This window comes from Crocosphaera sp. (assembly GCF_030064895.1).
Taxonomy (GTDB): domain Bacteria; phylum Cyanobacteriota; class Cyanobacteriia; order Cyanobacteriales; family Microcystaceae; genus Crocosphaera.
Genome location: NZ_JASJEB010000003.1, coordinates 44,619 through 61,787, shown reverse-complemented (window position 1 = coordinate 61,787; position 17,169 = coordinate 44,619). Strand labels below are relative to the sequence as shown.

14 protein-coding genes are annotated in these 17,169 nt (G+C 35.1%); 8 read left to right on the top strand and 6 right to left on the bottom strand.

Going from position 1 to position 17,169, the window contains the following annotated elements; translation table 11 throughout:
• Positions 1-3: 3 nt before the first annotated feature.
• The 3 genes from QNJ66_RS01375 to QNJ66_RS01365 form a co-directional block, all read right to left on the bottom strand.
• Positions 4-1,455, bottom strand: coding sequence for an FGGY-family carbohydrate kinase (locus QNJ66_RS01375; RefSeq protein ID WP_300502311.1), 1,452 nt, complete (start codon positions 1,453-1,455; stop codon positions 4-6).
• Positions 1,456-2,009: 554 nt separating this feature from the next.
• A complete protein-coding gene (locus QNJ66_RS01370) occupies positions 2,010-2,258 on the bottom strand; it encodes a hypothetical protein (protein WP_300502310.1) in 249 nt (82 codons plus the stop codon).
• Between the two features lie 681 nt (positions 2,259-2,939).
• Positions 2,940-4,313: a nucleoside recognition domain-containing protein gene (locus QNJ66_RS01365; protein WP_300502308.1), complete on the bottom strand. Its 1,374-nt coding sequence runs from the start codon at positions 4,311-4,313 to the stop codon at positions 2,940-2,942.
• Between the two features lie 395 nt (positions 4,314-4,708).
• Between QNJ66_RS01365 and QNJ66_RS01360 the strand changes: the two genes are divergently transcribed.
• The 4 genes from QNJ66_RS01360 to QNJ66_RS01345 all read left to right on the top strand — a co-directional run bounded on the left by QNJ66_RS01360 (position 4,709) and on the right by QNJ66_RS01345 (position 7,563).
• On the top strand, positions 4,709-5,002 hold the full coding sequence (locus QNJ66_RS01360) for a transposase (RefSeq protein WP_366146268.1): 294 nt from the start codon (positions 4,709-4,711) through the stop codon (positions 5,000-5,002).
• Between the two features lie 83 nt (positions 5,003-5,085).
• Positions 5,086-5,517: an NUDIX hydrolase gene (locus QNJ66_RS01355; RefSeq protein ID WP_300502306.1), complete on the top strand. Its 432-nt coding sequence runs from the start codon at positions 5,086-5,088 to the stop codon at positions 5,515-5,517.
• A 2-nt stretch (positions 5,518-5,519) separates the two neighbouring features.
• Positions 5,520-6,773, top strand: a complete 1,254-nt coding sequence (locus QNJ66_RS01350) for an FGGY-family carbohydrate kinase (protein WP_300502304.1) — start codon at positions 5,520-5,522, stop codon at positions 6,771-6,773.
• A 28-nt stretch (positions 6,774-6,801) separates the two neighbouring features.
• A complete protein-coding gene (locus tag QNJ66_RS01345; protein WP_300502302.1) occupies positions 6,802-7,563 on the top strand; it encodes a TIGR00297 family protein in 762 nt (253 codons plus the stop codon).
• A gap of 166 nt (positions 7,564-7,729) precedes the next feature.
• On the opposite strand, the gene QNJ66_RS01340 is transcribed toward QNJ66_RS01345, so the two are convergent.
• Positions 7,730-8,095: a DUF1823 family protein gene (locus QNJ66_RS01340; RefSeq protein ID WP_300502300.1), complete on the bottom strand. Its 366-nt coding sequence runs from the start codon at positions 8,093-8,095 to the stop codon at positions 7,730-7,732.
• A 263-nt stretch (positions 8,096-8,358) separates the two neighbouring features.
• On the opposite strand from QNJ66_RS01340, the gene QNJ66_RS01335 reads away from it, so the two are divergent.
• Positions 8,359-10,038: an iron ABC transporter permease gene (locus tag QNJ66_RS01335; protein WP_300502298.1), complete on the top strand. Its 1,680-nt coding sequence runs from the start codon at positions 8,359-8,361 to the stop codon at positions 10,036-10,038.
• A gap of 163 nt (positions 10,039-10,201) precedes the next feature.
• On the opposite strand, the gene QNJ66_RS01330 is transcribed toward QNJ66_RS01335, so the two are convergent.
• Entirely contained in the window at positions 10,202-10,825 is a 624-nt protein-coding gene (locus QNJ66_RS01330; protein ID WP_300502296.1) for a class I SAM-dependent methyltransferase, read from the bottom strand.
• 79 nt (positions 10,826-10,904) lie between these two features.
• Positions 10,905-13,193 (bottom strand): putative PEP-binding protein, encoded by a 2,289-nt coding sequence (locus tag QNJ66_RS01325; protein ID WP_300502294.1) that lies wholly within the window; start codon positions 13,191-13,193, stop codon positions 10,905-10,907.
• Between the two features lie 252 nt (positions 13,194-13,445).
• Between QNJ66_RS01325 and QNJ66_RS01320 the strand changes: the two genes are divergently transcribed.
• Genes QNJ66_RS01320 through QNJ66_RS01310 form a run of 3 tightly spaced genes read left to right on the top strand, consistent with a single transcriptional unit; the run spans position 13,446 to position 17,086 of the window.
• The gene (locus tag QNJ66_RS01320) at positions 13,446-15,491 is read left to right on the top strand and encodes a mechanosensitive ion channel family protein (protein ID WP_300502292.1); all 2,046 of its coding nucleotides are present in this window, start codon (positions 13,446-13,448) and stop codon (positions 15,489-15,491) included.
• A 15-nt stretch (positions 15,492-15,506) separates the two neighbouring features.
• Complete coding sequence (locus tag QNJ66_RS01315) at positions 15,507-15,863, top strand: DUF952 domain-containing protein (protein ID WP_300502290.1); 357 nt, start codon at positions 15,507-15,509, stop codon at positions 15,861-15,863.
• Positions 15,864-15,877: 14 nt separating this feature from the next.
• On the top strand, positions 15,878-17,086 hold the full coding sequence (locus QNJ66_RS01310) for a NupC/NupG family nucleoside CNT transporter (RefSeq protein ID WP_300502288.1): 1,209 nt from the start codon (positions 15,878-15,880) through the stop codon (positions 17,084-17,086).
• Positions 17,087-17,169: the final 83 nt, after the last annotated feature.

Sequence of the window (17,169 nt, the reverse complement as noted above, 5' to 3'; positions counted from 1 at the left end):
AGTTTAAGGATAATAAATTGTTAGGTCAGTGCTATTTATAACAACTTCTCGAATTGAAACATTTGTTGGCAGGTGTCCCATTGTTCGAGCTTGAATCAGTAAATTTCCGAGAGTAGTGGCCTCCGTTGGACCGGCGACAACTTGACGCTGACAGACATTAGCCACTAATTGACATAGTAAATAATTCTGCGCACCTCCTCCGACTATATGCAAGATTTCAATTTGTTCGTTAATTATTATTTCTAAAAGACTAAGGGCTGTCTGATAGCTTGATGCTAAACTATAAAAGATGATGCGTGCTAATTCACCTGGACTTTCTGGTACAGGCAATCCTTCTTGATGACAATAATTTCTGATGGCTGTGATCATATTATCTGGATTTTGAAAAGACGGGGCATTGAAATCAATTGCAATGTCAAAGTTATCGGCGTTAGATGCTTCTTGGAGTAAAGTATCATAGTCAAACTCGTCACACTCACCCCTTACCCATAAGTGTTCCCATTCTGGTTGATGTTGACATTCTTGAAGTACCCATAAACCGGTCAAGTTAGTCAAAAACCGAATAGTACCATCTAACCCGACTTCATTTGTGAAGTTAGCTTGTCGGGCCCCTTCAGTCGTAATGGGGGCATCCCGTTCTACACCCAGTAATGACCAACTGCCACAACTTAAATAAGCCCAGGTTGGGCTATTGGGAGCAACAGGAACGGCTGCTACAGCACAAGCAGTATCATGAGAACAACTAGCAATCACATTAATTGATGGATGATCGTTCACCGAACCAATAATTGTCCCTGACTGCACAATTTGTGGCCAACTCTGTGCCGGAATTCCTAATTGATTCATCACTCCTATAGACCAACTGGGAGCATCAAGATTGTGAACATCGAGTAGTCCACTGGTACTCACTAGGGACACTTCAGATACGGCAGCATCTTGTGTCTGTTGAGCAAAACAATAGTTAAAATAATCAGCCATCATAAGACGATTTTCTGGTAAATCTAACTCTTGTTGCTGATCTGCCATAACCTGGCACAAGGTATTGAATTCCAAAAACTGGATACCCGTTGCTTCATAAAGTGAAGACTCATTAATTCCGTCGAATACCCAGTCTCGTGCATTTTCTGTTCTCGGACTTCGATAACAATAAGCATTGCGAAGTCTGTTACCTTGAGCATTCAAAGGAACATAATCAAATCCCCATGAATCCACTGAAAGACTACAAACATTTGGATTAGAGTTAAGGGCGATACTTAGTCCTTCATTTAATTTTTGCCACAAAGTTTCTAAATTCCAATACAGTTCTCCTTGTTCTGTGGTCCTCGGAGTATCAAAGCGATATAGTTCTTCAATCTCTATGCAATCGCAATTCTCACCTGAAAGCCAACCCAAGATTACGCGACTACTAGACCAACCTAGATCAAAGGCTAAATAAGTAGGACTATTTTTACTCATATTTTGTACTTTCGATTAAATTAACTAATAAATTTTCTCTAACGATCAACCTTAGCAGCTTAACTTATTATTGTCTTTATCTCGGAGCAGAAATGTTGAATGTCATTAGAAAACTTTACATATCAAATTAGACAAAGCCTATGACCAAAATAAATAACTATTCCTCCTGATTCTGATGTCCAACTGTCTAATCCACAAAATAGTTTAACAATCAAATTTTTTATTTTACTTTCCTATACTTTTTCTTATTTTATCATTTTTAACATATTTTTTCTAAGCCTTTTTCTAACATTTAATACTTCTGGAAATCACCCTGCCTTTTTCCCAAAAAACCGTTGCTCAACCCTTTACTGCTGCCTCTTAAATCTCTGGGTTACTAATAATTTGTTGACCAACAGTAATAGGATCTAGCATCAAGAAACATCATTAATTAATAATATTAATAAGCCATTTCTTATTTCTAATTCAATTGATTTTTTCTTTTTTTATAGCAATCAAGAATACATTTGAAGGATAAAATAAGAAATAGCTAAATTATTTTAAAACTTTTAGGTTTATTGGGAATCGCTTTTATTATTTTCTGCAAATTTTTGTCCTACTTTTGCTCCCAAAACCCCTACAACAATTCCTACTATGGATAAATCGGGAGTAAATGGTTCCTTCCTAACAATATGTGCAATCCAATCCCCACCGAAACAGAGAATAACTAACCATGTCTGCGCTCTAACGGAAGAATATTCGCCCTTAGAATCTTTTAAAAGTTGACTCAAGTTTGCTTTTCCTTCATTTTGTGATGGTGCCATTTTTCCTCTATTGATTATTCAAAATAACTAGAGCATTATTTTAACACATAATTTTTCTTAATTCATACCAAATCCGCTTGCCATATTCCCTTTTAAATTGCATAGCTTAAAACTTGAAAACCCTCTTGCCTCCTGCCTCCTGCCCTCTGCCTCTTCTAGCAGATAAAATAGGTCTCGGAACCGGATTTAGTATCAGATTCCAGTTATGTCAATGACTAAAAATCATCTCACTCCTCAACCTTTAACTTATGGAATAGATAAATAGTGTCATAGTCTAAATTTAAGTACAACTATTTAGCTTTAATTAGAAAAAGAAAAGAGCCAATAGTGAAAAAAAGACAAGCTATAAAATTTCCTAAAGATAAAATAGAAATCGAATTTAAAATCCTTAATACTGCTTCAAATGTAAAGATTATACTACCTATAAGAAATAATAAACTACCAATAAAAATCAAGTTAGGTGAAGATGAATTTTTCATTATTTAAGTTTTTGTTTATTTTCTTTATTGTGAAAAGAATCCCTACCCGTATACACGGTAGGGTTATTCAATTACCGAAAATCATGGGGTCTAAAGCCCCGCCTTTTAAGGCGAACAGTTTTTGAGACGGAGCTTAAATCTTTGTCTCAAAAACAACTTCTGTTCGCTAGAGCCGGAGCGTAGGGAGGAACTTCTGACTTCGTTAACCTCCCCAAAAAATTTGAGCTAATAGACAAGCGGATAAAATCCCTGAAAAATCTGCTAATAAAGCAGCCACTAATCCGTGACGAATATTCATAATACCGATAGACCCAAAGTAGACAGCCAAAACATAAAACGTCGTTTCGGTACTTCCCATCATGATAGAGGAAACAAAAGCACTATAGGAATTAGGGTCTCGCTCAATCGCTTCACTCATCAAACCAAAGGCTCCCCCTCCAGATAAAGGACGCAACAACGCCATCGGTAAGACATCAACAGGAAGGCCAATCCACTCTGTATAAGGACTCAAAAAAACGGTAATCTCATCCATCGCTCCTGATGCACGAAACATTCCAATAGCCACTAAAATCGCTACTAAAAAAGGAATAATGCTAATGGCAATATCAAAACCTTGTTTTGCTCCTTCTGTAACGGCTTCATAGACTTTTACACCTCTTCCCAGACCATAAACCACAATTAACAGCATTAAACCTGGTAGTAACCAATGGGCAAGAAAATCAGACCGAATAAATTCCCAATAATTCTCGCTATTCAATCCTCGATAAAAAACCGCTCCTAAAAATGCCCCCATAATTCCCCAAGCAATTAATCGAGATAGTAGACCAGGAGTGTACAATAAGTGGTCAAAATTTTGGATTTCCTCTGTATCTAAACCATTATCTTCTTCTATGTCTGTTTCCATTTCTTCTTGAGAAGTCTTTGGTTTTGGCACAGAAGATTGCGAGAATGATTCAGCATAATCCTTATCTTTATAACCTAGCCAAGCAGCAACGGAAACTCCTACCACTGTTGAAACCGTTGTCGCTGCTAAGGTTGGAAGCCAAATTGCAGCCGGAAGCGTACTCCCTGCGGCTGCTCTTACGCCAATAATAGTCAATGGAAATAAGGTGACACTGGAGGTATTAATGGCCAAAAATAAACACATGGCATTAGTGGCAGTTCCTGGAAAGGGGTTAAGTTTATTTAGTTCAACCATGGCCTTCAAACCAAAAGGAGTGGCCGCATTTCCTAGTCCCAACATATTAGCTGAGATATTCAATAACATCGCCCCCATGGCCGGATGAGTGGGAGGAACATCCGGGAATAAGCGAATCATTAAGGGTTTTAACCACTCAGCTAAAGTTAACATCAATCCTCCTGCTTCGAGAACACGAATTAACCCTAACCAAAGTGCCATAATTCCAATTAACCCAATAGCTAATTGCACTGCACTCTTAGCAGCGTCTACACTCGCTTGGGTAACAGCTTCCATTTTCCCTGTATAACTGGCTAATAGGACAGAAATGACCATCAAGCCAATAAAAACCAGATTAATCGCACTAGGTTTTCCACTACCAGAACGCAAAAATGACATTAATTAATTCTTATCCTTTACTTTTGAACCTCCCGTCGCGAGAGGCGCGAGGGATTCCCATATAGACTCTTGACTAGACTACCGAAATAGTCCCCGTCAGACCGCCATTACTGGGCTGTTTATAAGCGCGTTCACGGGCGCACCGACCGCAAACGGATCTAAAATCTATTTAATTTTTTGGCTGTGCGTCACCGCTAAACCTAATTTACCAGTCGCGTCACCTTTACAATTTCTAGGGCGATATTTGTCCCGACGATCTGAGGTAAGGAAAGCCAATCCCCTGAATATTCCCATGCCCTTTACCGCTATATACCATTATACTACGAGCCGAGATATCTTCCCCAAAATTCATCACGTCGGCAAAGCCGAGGGTCTTCTTTTGGAAGAAAGATAAAATGGGTTTAGCTCAATTTTTCACTATATTAGAATATGTTTGTAGTCAAACAGATACCTATTTTGCCAAGGTTGATAAAGATTACACTTCGCAAATTTGTCCTAATTGTGGAATACATACAGGCAAAAAAGAGCTAGATGTAAGAGTTCATAAATGTCCTGAATGTGGCTATGAACAAGATAGAGATGTTGCAGCCTCTTTGGTAATAAAACAAAGAGGTTTAGCACAAACTGCGGTCGGTGCGCCCGTGGTTAAACAGCCCAGTAATGGCGATCTGACGGGGACTTTGGTCTAGTTAAGAGTCTATATGGGAATTCCTCGCGGCTCTCGCGACGGAAGGTTCAATGTATAGTAATTATAGTTTAATAAATCAAAATTATGACATTTCGTAACCCAATTCCTACGGTTGATATTATTATCGAATTAATAGATCAACCTAACCGACCTATTATTTTAATTGAACGCAAAAATACTCCTTATGGATGGGCTTTACCAGGAGGGTTTGTTGACTATGGAGAAACAGTAGAAAATGCAGCCTATCGAGAGGCACAAGAAGAAGTTAGTCTATCTGTTAATTTAATTGAGCAGTTCCATGTTTATTCTAATCCCAATCGAGATGAACGTAAACATACCATGAGTATTGTTTTTATTGCCACGGCAACGGGACAAGCTCAAGCAGCAGATGATGCTAAAAATTTACGAGTTTTTGATCTTTGGGAATTACCTAAAAATCTTTGCTTTGACCATGATAAAATTCTAGCAGATTATACAAATTATCGCTATTATAAATTACGTCCTAATTTAATTTAATTATGTTATTTCTAGGGATTGATTTTGGAACATCAGGGGCAAGAGGGATTGTTATTAATGAAGGGGAAGAAATTATTAGTCAAGTTAATTTTTCTTTTTCTCACCAAGATACTAAGAATTTAAGCCAAACATGGGAAAATACTCTTTATCTACTTTTAGAAAATATTTCAATAGATATCAGAAATAAAATTCAAGCAATTTCTATTAATGGAACTTCTTCTACTGTCTTATTTTGTAATAAGCAAGGTGAATCAATTAAAGAACCTATTTTATATAACGAGTCACGAGACTTGACTATTTTAAATGGGTTTAAAACCATTATTCCAGAAAACCATCTTATTAATAGTTCTACATCTAGTTTAGTTAAACTTTTGTGGTGGGAGCAAACAAATAAAGTAGAAAACAATTATTATTTTTTACACCAAGCAGACTGGTTAGGATTTTTATTACATGGAAAATTAGGAATTAGTGATTATCATAATGCCTTAAAACTTGGTTATGATGTCGAAAATTTATGTTATCCTGACTGGTTAAAAGCATTACCTATTAACTCAATTTTGCCCGAAGTTTTACCTCCAGGAACTCCTATAAATACCGTTAGTAACGATATAGTTAAAAAGTTTAACTTTCCTAAACATTGTCTGGTTTGCACAGGAACCACTGATAGTATTGCTGCTTTTTTGGCTAGTGGTGTAACAAAACCAGGAGAAGGGGTCACTTCTCTGGGTTCAACTTTAGTGTTAAAACTATTAAGTAAGACTCGTGTTGAAGATATTTCATCGGGGATTTATAGCCATCGTTTAGGTGATTTATGGTTAACTGGAGGTGCATCTAATACAGGGGGAAAAGTCTTAAAACACTTTTTTAAGGATGAAGAGTTAGAACAATTGAGTCAAAAAATAAATCTTGCTAAACCGACAAAATTAGATTATTATCCCTTATTAAAACCTGGAGAAAGATTTCCCATTAATGATCCAAAACTACTACCTAAACTTGAGCCAATACCTGATAATAAGGTAGAATTTTTACAAGGTTTACTAGAAAGTATGGCAAAAATTGAAGCATTAGGATACAAAAAATTACAAACTTTAGGGGCAACTCCTGCTACTAAAATTTATACTGCTGGAGGTGGAGCAAAAAACAGAAATTGGACTAAAATAAGGCAGAGTTATCTGCAAATACCCGTACATATTTCAAACCAAACTGAAGCAGCTTACGGGACTGCTTTATTAGCTAAAAGAAGTCACAACAATTAGTCTATTAAACAGGAGTAACTTTAAAATTATGATGGAATTATACTTAAACAATTCTTGGATTATTGCACTTATACTTAACAGTATTTTGCTTGTTTTTGCTTTCATTGTTCCTAAAAAATTATTAACCCCTTTAGGCTATTTTAATGCTTGGATTTTAGGGGTAATTGTTTGGGCGACATTGAGTTGGCAAGGTTACGCAGTTGTTATGTTTTATTTCTTAGTGGGTTCGGGAGTAACTAAGATTGGTATGGCAGAAAAAGAAGCTGCTGGAATCGCCGAAAAACGCTCAGGAGTAAGGGGTCCAGAAAATGTTTGGGGTTCTGCCTTAATTGCAACTTTTTGCGCTTTAGGAACTCTTTTTGTTGACGCTCCTTGGACACAATTATTAATATTGGGTTATGTAGCTAGTTTCAGCACTAAATTATCAGATACTACCGCATCAGAGGTTGGGAAAGCTTATGGAAAACGTACTTTTTTAATTACTACTTTAAAACCCGTTTCTCCAGGTACAGAAGGGGCTATTAGTTTAGAAGGAACTCTAGCCGGAATTGTTGCATCTGCTATCATTGCTTTGGTGGGTTATCTAGTAGGATTAATTAATTTAATCGGTATTTTTTATTGTATTATCGCTGCTTTTATTGCCACTAATTTAGAGAGTGTAATCGGGGCAACTTTACAAGAAAATTTAGAATGGATGACCAATGAAATAGTAAATATTATTAACACATTAATCGGTGCTATAGTTGCTATTTTATTAGGTTGGTTAGTTATTAATTTTATTACTATATAAGAGGCTGTTAAAAAATAAAATATTAACGTATTAAGATGGGCAAAATAGAAATTTTTCTCCGCTATTGATTGGTTAGATAGCTTTGCCCACCCTACACAAATCAAATATATTCTCAAGGAAATAGTTAGTATTATTCGCTTATTTAGGGCTAGATTTTATAGTATAATTATGAGTGTATCGTCAAGTAACTTAATAACCAATTAGCCATAGTTGCACGACGAGTATCTCTAGGTTCAAAAGTTCCTATTTTATAGCCTTTGAATCCCAATTTTTCTTTGAGTAACTGTTTATTTTCTTTAGGAATAGAACGGGTTAATTTTACTGTAGGAGGACGATTTTCAATGAAGTTTGGTGGTTGGGGATACTCTTCTTTCCAAGATTCTTCTACCCCGGAATTATCCCAAGTTTGGCTACTTTCATCGTAACGATATCCTAAATAATACCACACCATTTGATTGACGGTTTCATCGTCTATTTCTTCACTGAGAATGGCGTTAATGGTATCAGTATTAAGAGGGGGTAACTCTTTCATAATTCTTTTTAATCAATTAGGACTATATTCAATTTTACCCCAGAATGAGCCTTGTTAATAACTATAGTCGTACAGAAAATAGTTAGGATATTTTTATACCCTTAACTGTCATTGGTGGGTAAGGAGGAATATCTTTAACATCCTAATGATAAACATGTACAGTCTAGAGGAGTATTTTACGATTCAGATTCACATCTAAGGGTTAAAATGCTATATAAATTAAATAGTTACTTATATAATGTAAATCCTTGAACAAAATATTTATGGATAACTCTAAACCGATGTTTTCTAACACCCGTAGCTTAATTAATTATCTATCCTCAACAAGTTGGGTAACCGTTGTTATTATGATAGCTGTTTTAATTGCTACACCTATTTTATTCGTAGTTAGTAGTATTTTTATCGATGCTGGAACCATATGGAAACACTTAGCTGAAACTGTATTAACTGGTTATATTGTCAACTCTTTACTGCTAATGTTTGGAGTAGGAATAGGAGTATTGATTATTGGGGTTGTAACAGCATGGTTAGTAACCATCTGTCGCTTTTGGGGATGTGATTGGTTTGAATGGTTATTGTTGCTTCCTCTTTCTGCTCCTGCCTATTTATTAGCCTATACTTATACGAATATGTTGGAATATTATGGACCAGTTCAAATGGCACTTCGTTCTTGGTTTGGATGGCAAAGTGTTAATGATTATTGGTTCCCTGATATTCGTTCTTTATGGGGGGCAATTGTGATGTTAATTTTGGTTCTTTATCCCTATGTTTATTTATTAGCTAGAACCGCTTTTTTAGAACAGTCAATTGCTACCTTAGAAGCGAGCCGTTCTCTAGGTTGTAGTCCTTGGCAAAGCTTTTTTAAAGTTGCTCTTCCTTTAGCTCGTCCTGGAATTATTGCTGGTTTAGCCCTAGCTTTAATGGAAGCTTTAAATGATTTCGGAACGGTTGAATATTTTGGGGTAAATACCTTTACCACTGGAATTTATGATACCTGGTTTGGTTTAGGTGAAAGGTCAGCAGCAGCGCAACTAGCAGCTTTTTTAATGCTATTTATTTTTACACTAATTATTTTAGAATTATGGTCACGTCGTCAAGCTCGTTATTATCAAAATAGTAGTATTAAAAGCCATATTAATCGTTATCAGTTAACATCTTGGCGAGCATTTTTAGCTTTTCTATTTTGTTTTGTTCCTTTTTTTGGAGGTTTTTTAGCTCCTTCTATCTATTTAGTAGACTTAGTTATTAATAATGCAAAAACAGCTTTTCAAAATAACTTTTTCACATTGGCTGTTCATAGTTTAAAAGTTTCAGTAATTACTGCGATCGCAGCGTTGATTTTATCCTTGATTATGGCTTACGGCAAAAGACTAAAAGATGGCTTTTTTATGAATAGCAGTGTGAGAATTGCTGCTTTAGGTTATGCGATTCCAGGTTCAGTGATTGCTGTGGGAATTTTGATACCAGTAGCACGGTTAGATAATGCGATCGCTAATATGATAGAAGAGGCTTTTAATGTTAAAATAGGGTTATTAATTAGTGGCACAATTTTGGCTTTAATTTATGCTTATCTAGTGCGATTTCTGCCCGTTGCTTTTGGTGCGGTTGAATCCAGTTTAGGGAAAATTAGACCTAGCTTAGACGATGCTGCTAGAAGTTTAGGAGAAACTCCTAGCAAGATTTTAATTAAGATTCATACCCCGTTAATGACTGGAGGCATACTAACAGGAATTATGTTAGTTTTTGTCGATGTCATGAAAGAATTACCAGCTACTTTAGTGATTCGTCCCTTTAATTTTGATACCTTAGCCATTAGGGTATATCAATATGCTTCCGATGAACGATTACCTGATGCCGCAGCCCCTGCTTTAGCCATTGTTTTAGTGGGGATGATTCCTGTTATTTTTCTCAGTTGGCAAATCACTCAATCACGACGTAGATAAGCTATAGCATTTCTTAGACTTATGAGGTACACCCTAAACCCCCGTAGAGACTTTGCATATAACGTCTCTACAAAAAACTATTTACCTCACAACTAGTATGAGAAGTGGTATATTATGTAAGGGCTTAATAATATTAAGCCCAAAAAAATACAATTGCTAGAGATTACTTTCTTGCTTGAATTACCTGTAAACTACCTCCTGCATATAATTTTTGTTTACAGTCATTAAAACCAAAAGATTGTAACTCATTAATCAAATTTGTTTCTAATAGTTTCCAAGCGGTTTCTGTTTCAAATAACCACATAAATGTTGCTAAAGATGGCCAAAATAAAAGATTAGTAGGTTTATGTAAATCAATAAACGCAAAAATTCCACCAGGTTTGAGAACTCGATAAACTTCTTTAATAATTTCCCTTAATTGTTCGGTTTCCATTTCATGCAAGGCAACACTACTATGAACTATGTCAAATTCTTGCTCAGAAAAGGGTATTTTTTCGGCTAAAGCGTTAACATAATTAGCTTGAGGAACCCGTTTTTTAGCCCGTTCAATTGCGTTAGGAGAAGCATCAAGTCCCATAACTTGTGAAGATTTTTCGACTAAAAATTGAGTGGTTTGACCACTGCCACAACAAAGGTCTAAAATTTGACTATCTGAGTTAATCCTAATACCTTCAAGAGATAAACTACGAAACCGCTTTTCTCCACCTACCGCTAAGGAACTTAAACAAGAAATGGTATTATATAACCAAGGATATTGATAACTTAAAGGTCTTAAAAAAGTTGCCATTTGAAAAAAATATAATCGAAAACCCGTCCTTAAAGACAGGATATCATACACAAATATAATAACACAAATACAAGGTGAATTATTCTAAATTATTCCTTTTTTCTCTAGCTAATGCTAATAGTAATCTTTGTTCTGTTCTGGCGATCGCTCGATAAGTTTTTTCAATTGCTTCCGGTTCTACGGAAATATTGCTAATACCCCAATTAATCAAATCTTCAATGATTTTAGAAGAATTAACAACAATTTGACCACACACAGAAGAGGGAATTTCTAATCTATTGGCTTCTTCAATTAACTGTTTAAAAGCACCCGAAATAGAAGATTTATAAGAGGAAGGAATATCACTCCAGGATAACTTATTTCGTTCTATACCTAACAATAAAGGAATTAAATCGTTAGTACCAATGGCAATTCCTTGTACACCAGCTTTAACATAATCAGCTAGTTGAAAAATAATGGAAGGTACTTCTGCCATAATCCAAACTTGAAATGATTCTGAAAAAGATAATTCAAACTCTTCAATTAAATCAAGACAAAAACGGAATTCATCTACCGTTCTCACAAAGGGTAGAATAATATTAAGATTATCATATCCTTGCTTTTGAACTGCTGATAAAGCTTGTAGTTCTAAGCGAAATAAAGTTGAATCAAGATTATAACCAGAGGTTCCTCGACAGTTTTTATCGGCCGAAAATTTGTCATCAAAGGTTCTGTAAAAAATTGGTTGAGGATGGAAAAATTCAGCAAATTGAGTTATTCTTTCCTGAATCTTTTCAATAATTTGAACCTCTTGAGAATTGTCTAACCATTCTCTTAAAGAATGAGGCGGACATAAATCTAATAACATCAATTCTGAACGAATTAAACCTAAACCATCACAAGGTAAACCTTCCATCTTACTTAAAGAACTAGGCTGGGTTAAATTAACCATTAATTTAGTGCCTATGGGATAATCTAAAGAAGGTGTTTTTTCAGGCTTAACTTGAAATGCTTGAAGAGTAATTTCTTTGTGATCTGATGTATTCAAAACAATGCTGCCGTTATCTCCATCAATAAGGATAGAATCTCCTGTTTGTAGCCAAGTTGTTGCCCCAGGAACACCCACAACCGCAGGAATTCCTAATTCTCTAGCTAAAATAGCTGCATGACTTGTTATTCCTCCCTCTTCAGTGACAACCCCTGCTGCTTGTTTAATAGAAGATAGTTGAAAAGGATGAATTTTTTGAGTAACAATAATAGGATGTGTTGAAGCAACTATATTAGATAAATTATCTTCATTTAGTAAATAAACAGTCCCTTTCATTTGTCCTGGGGCAGCACCAATACCCATTAGTTGATGTTGAGATGCTTGGTTTATTATCTCTGATTTTGTATCTTTAATTAATTGGTTATAAGGTAATGGAATTAATTGAGTTATGGCCAATTCAGAGTATGAATTATCACCATTATTATACAATATCCATTCTAAAGAATTGCAAGAAATCGAGGAATCATGCAAATCATTAAAAAGTTGAAATGTTCTCATGATTTCTTCAGATTTCAAACAATATTGTGACTGTTCTTGATCACTAAGACAATAAGTTTCTAAGCATTTTTCTGTTGTTGATTGGTTCAATTCTGGTTTGTTTTTCAAACGATAAGCACGGGCTTTATTCCCCAATCTTTTTGCTAAAATTTTTCCTGATTCTCCTTCAACTTTCCAGTAATCTGGTAAAATATCTCCTTGAAGTAAACTATTTCCTAATCCCCAATTTCCTTCAATTTCAAAATATTTAGATTGAGTTATCATTCTCCCAGATGCAACTGAATTAACCATCGGTTGTATCAAAATACCTAAATTTAGTTGGTCAATTCTCATCCCTAAACGTTGCCAATAAAATAAACTTTTTGCGCTCAATATTTGCGCCCACATTTCCTTAATCGCTATTTCTAAATTATCGGCAAAATTCCAACAAACTTGTCCAGGAGTTAAACCAGAAATATCTTGATTAAGAGGAAAACTTCCCCCTAAAGAATTACGTAAAATTAACGCTTCGCTGCCTAACTTTGTTGCCCCTTCCATTAAGATTTCTCGCCATTGGGAGGGGAAGGATAAACTTAAAATAGATTGACGACTTTGTTGGGCAACTAACTGTAATGTTCGAGGATTATCTACATCCAAATGAAGGGATGAGCCAGGAAAATCTGCTAATAATGAATTCACATCGTTCAAATTATCTAGAAATTCTCGAAATATACTTGAACTAATCACAAAACCAGGAAAAACATTGTAGCCACTTTGTTTAAGTTGACTCAATAGCCATGCTTTTTCCCCAACAACGGGACGATCCCGTAAATCAATTTCAGAAAGCCAATAAAGCTTGATCACGGCAATAACAACAATTCAATTACCAACTAGAATTAAACCCGTTAAGAAGATTTATTATAATGCTCAGTTAAAACAAATTTACTATTTTTAATTCGTATTTATCTAATTGTTATGGTATCATAACAAATAATCTGATCACAATAGGGTATGACCAGCAGGTTGCAATTAATGGTTAAACTAAACCTAAAAGTCTATAATCTAGTATAGCTTTTATCATTGACTTTTATGTATCAAGACTAACGACTTTTTTCTATGAAAAGAAACGCTATAGCAGGTTGGTTGTCCATTCGGCCATTGATGATAATACGTATCGTGATTTTAGGGTTAACTACTTTCATTTTAACCGTTACCTGGAGTCCTGTAGCAGTGGGGCAGTTTCCTTTTACGGTTGCCTCAGCAAATACACCCATTAGATCGGAAACTCCTTGGTGGGACCCTAACAAAGCACAGCGTTGTGGTAGACTGTGGTGTAGCGAGGTTCATTTATTTGGCGGTTTAGATAAGGTTTTTAAAGTTGCGGTTACACCGGATGCTCTTGATGATCCCAATGATGCACCTTCTGCTGTTGAAGAAAGAGCTAGACAAGTTGAAAGTATCTATAATTCCATTTATGATCGTGTTCGTCAGTCGGAATTAATGTTTCAAGATAATGTTATCAAATCTCCATTTGGGGCCATCGCAAATTGGCAAAATTTGTTCTTTGATCGCGATAATTTAGGAGACCATCCTGCTAGACCCAAAATTGAAATTGGTATCAGAAATAATCAAACTGTGGTCTTTGTGCCACGACAACTTGACTTGGGTTTATCTGCACAGACGATTGTAACAGTAAATAGAGCGGATCGTCTTCATCAAGGTCAATTAATTGAAGATATTGCTAAGGAATGGCGTTTTCTAATTTCTGAAAGTCTTAATGAAGCACTTTGGGCTTATGAAATCGATTATTATTATCCTTTTGCTAGATTTGGAGTTGCTATTGCTATTCTGTTTATTGTTGCTGTTCCTATACTTATTTTAGGAATTATTAGACACTTTTTGAAAATTTGGAATCGTCATATTCGTGGTCAATTACGAGCTTTAAAAGAGTCTTTAACCGTTGATGCAGAGGCTTTATCTTCCGATGAATCACCTATTGTAAATAACGCCTATCAAAGTACAGAAAAAAATCAAGAAAATTCCCAAAGAGTACAACTGAATAGGTCTTCTATTATAGCTAGTTTACAGAAAGTAATTGATCGGCCTGATAAAGCCCTAGCTAAAGCAAAAATTATAGTTGAACATACAGTACAAAATATTACTCAGAACCTTCCTGATTTATCATTAAAGAAACAGGGAATTATCAAACGACAACAAAATATTATTCAATTATTTCTTGGTTTGTTTTTTTGGCTACAATTATTTTTACTATTATTAGCCTTAACTTTAATTGTTTTAATTTTTCCTGAAACTCGTCGTTATACTTATTTCTTTTTAGGACAGGCTATTATAATTCCTTTAATTTGGATGTCTGCTAATATTGCCGATAAGTTGAGCAATCTATTTATTGATTTTTATCTAAATAGATGGGCAAAAAATGCACAGCTAATTAACCCTAATTCTAATCGTTATACTTTGCGAGTCAGTACCTATTCTAACGCCCTAAAAAGTGGCACAAGTTTTCTTTTTATTACTCTTGCTACTGTAGGAACCATCGTGTTTTTAGGGATTAATTTAACAGTCTTAGCAAGTGCGGGAGGTGTAGCTTTTGTTTTTGCCTTTTTATCTCGAAATGTGGTCGAAGATATGTTAAATGGGATTTTGATTTTATGGACAGATCGTTATGCTATTGGGGATGTTATTCAGGTAGGAAATATCAGTGGTTTTGTGGAAAATATGAATATTTACATTACACAAATTAGAGGTTCAGGGGGACGTTTAGTTACTATTCCCAATGGTAAAATTTTTATTGTAGAAAATTTAACAAAAGACTGGTCAAGGGTTGAATTTAAAATAGAAATTGCTTACGATGCTGATGTCAGAAAAGCCTTAAAAATTATTAATGAAGTGGGGCAAGAAATCCAAAATGATCCCACTTGGAAAGATAAAATTATTGAACCTGCTTCTATTTTAGGAGTGGATAGTATTTCTCATCAAGGTATCTTAATTCAAGTTTGGATTAAAACTCAGGCAATGCAACAATGGGCCGTAGGAAGAGAGTTTAGATTAAGAGTTAAAGAAGCATTTGAAACAGCAGGAATAGCACTCGGGGTTCCCCATCAAGAAGTTAGATATCAAGCTAATCCATCAATGAATAATTAATCCTTGAAAACAATTATGATTTTTCACATTACTACTCTTGAAAATTGGCAGAAAGCACAACTTGAAAATGAATATAAATCTACTTCTCTAGAAAAAGAAAGGTTTATTCATTGTTCAACCCAATCTCAAATCATAACTATTGCTAATACATTTTATCGTGATTATGAGCAATTAATTGTCTTAGAAATTAATCCGAATAAATTATTAGCAGAAGTCAAATGGGAATCTCCTGTACATCCTAATCCTAATCTCGATCACAATATCAATGATACTGAAAAATTTCCTCATGTCTATGGAACAATTAATTTAGATGCTGTTGAAAAAATAATCTATTTATGTAAAGATGATCAAGGTTTATTTAAAACCGTTTAAAATTCGAGAAAATTATGGAACGTTTAATATCTTTATTGGGTATAATTGTTTTTTTAGGATTCGCTTATTTAGTATCTTACAACCGTTTAGCTATTCGGTGGAATACAGTTGCTTGGGGATTAGGATTACAATTTATTCTTGGTATTTTTATCTTAAAAACTCCCTTTGGCTTAGCGATTTTTGAGTGGTTGGGTAATACAATTAGAATTTTTTTAGATTATTCTGATGTAGGAGCAAAATTTGTTTTTGGGGAAACTTTTCAAGACCATTTTATTGCTTTTAAAGTATTACCTACTATTATATTTTTTGCCTCATTTATTGCTATTTTATACCATTACGGAATTTTACCCTGTATAGTTAATATAATTAGCTGGATAATGATACGTACTATGAAAACATCCGGCGCAGAAACACTAAGTTGTGCATCCAATATTTTTGTGGGTTGTACTGAAGCCCCTTTAATGATTAAACCTTATATAAAAACCCTAACTTTGTCAGAACTACACGCTATTATGACAGGAGGTTTTGCCACTATTGCTGGTGGTGTAATGGCCGCTTATATTGCTATAGGAATTTCTCCAACTCATTTAATTTCTGCCTCCGTAATGTCTGCACCAGCAGCCCTCGCTATCTCTAAAATTATGTATCCTGAAACCAATAAATCTGAAACTAAGGATGAGGTTATTCTTGAACTTAAAAGCCCTTATACTAACGCGATTGATGCAGCCACAAATGGGGCATTAGAAGGACTAAAACTAGCCTTAAATGTGGGAGCTATGTTAATCGCAATTTTAGGATTAGTTGCCTTAATTAATGGTATTTTAGGGACCATTGGTCAACCATTAGGATTACCTAATCTATCCTTAGAATTGATTTTTTCTTATTTACTTGCCCCAGTTGCTTGGTTAATGGGAGTTCCGTGGCAAGATTGTTTACAAGTAGGAATTTTACTGGGCAAAAAAACAATTTTAAACGAATTTATTGCTTATCTTGATCTGAAAAATTTGATAACAGAAAATACGATTTCCCCACGCAGTCAAATCATCGCAACTTACGCCTTATGTGGCTTTTCTAACTTAGGAACTATCGGTATTCAAATAGGAGGAATAAGTGCGATCGCTCCCAACCGTCAACAAGATTTAGCTAAGTTAGGTTTGAGAACCATGATAGCTGGTTCTTTGGCTTGTTTTCTAACCGCTTGTATTGCTGGACTTTTATTGTAACATTTCTTTGAAATTTTAAGATAATCTAAACTTTCTCAGGTAACAGTCATTTTTGATAATTTATGTTATCATACTGGCAAGTT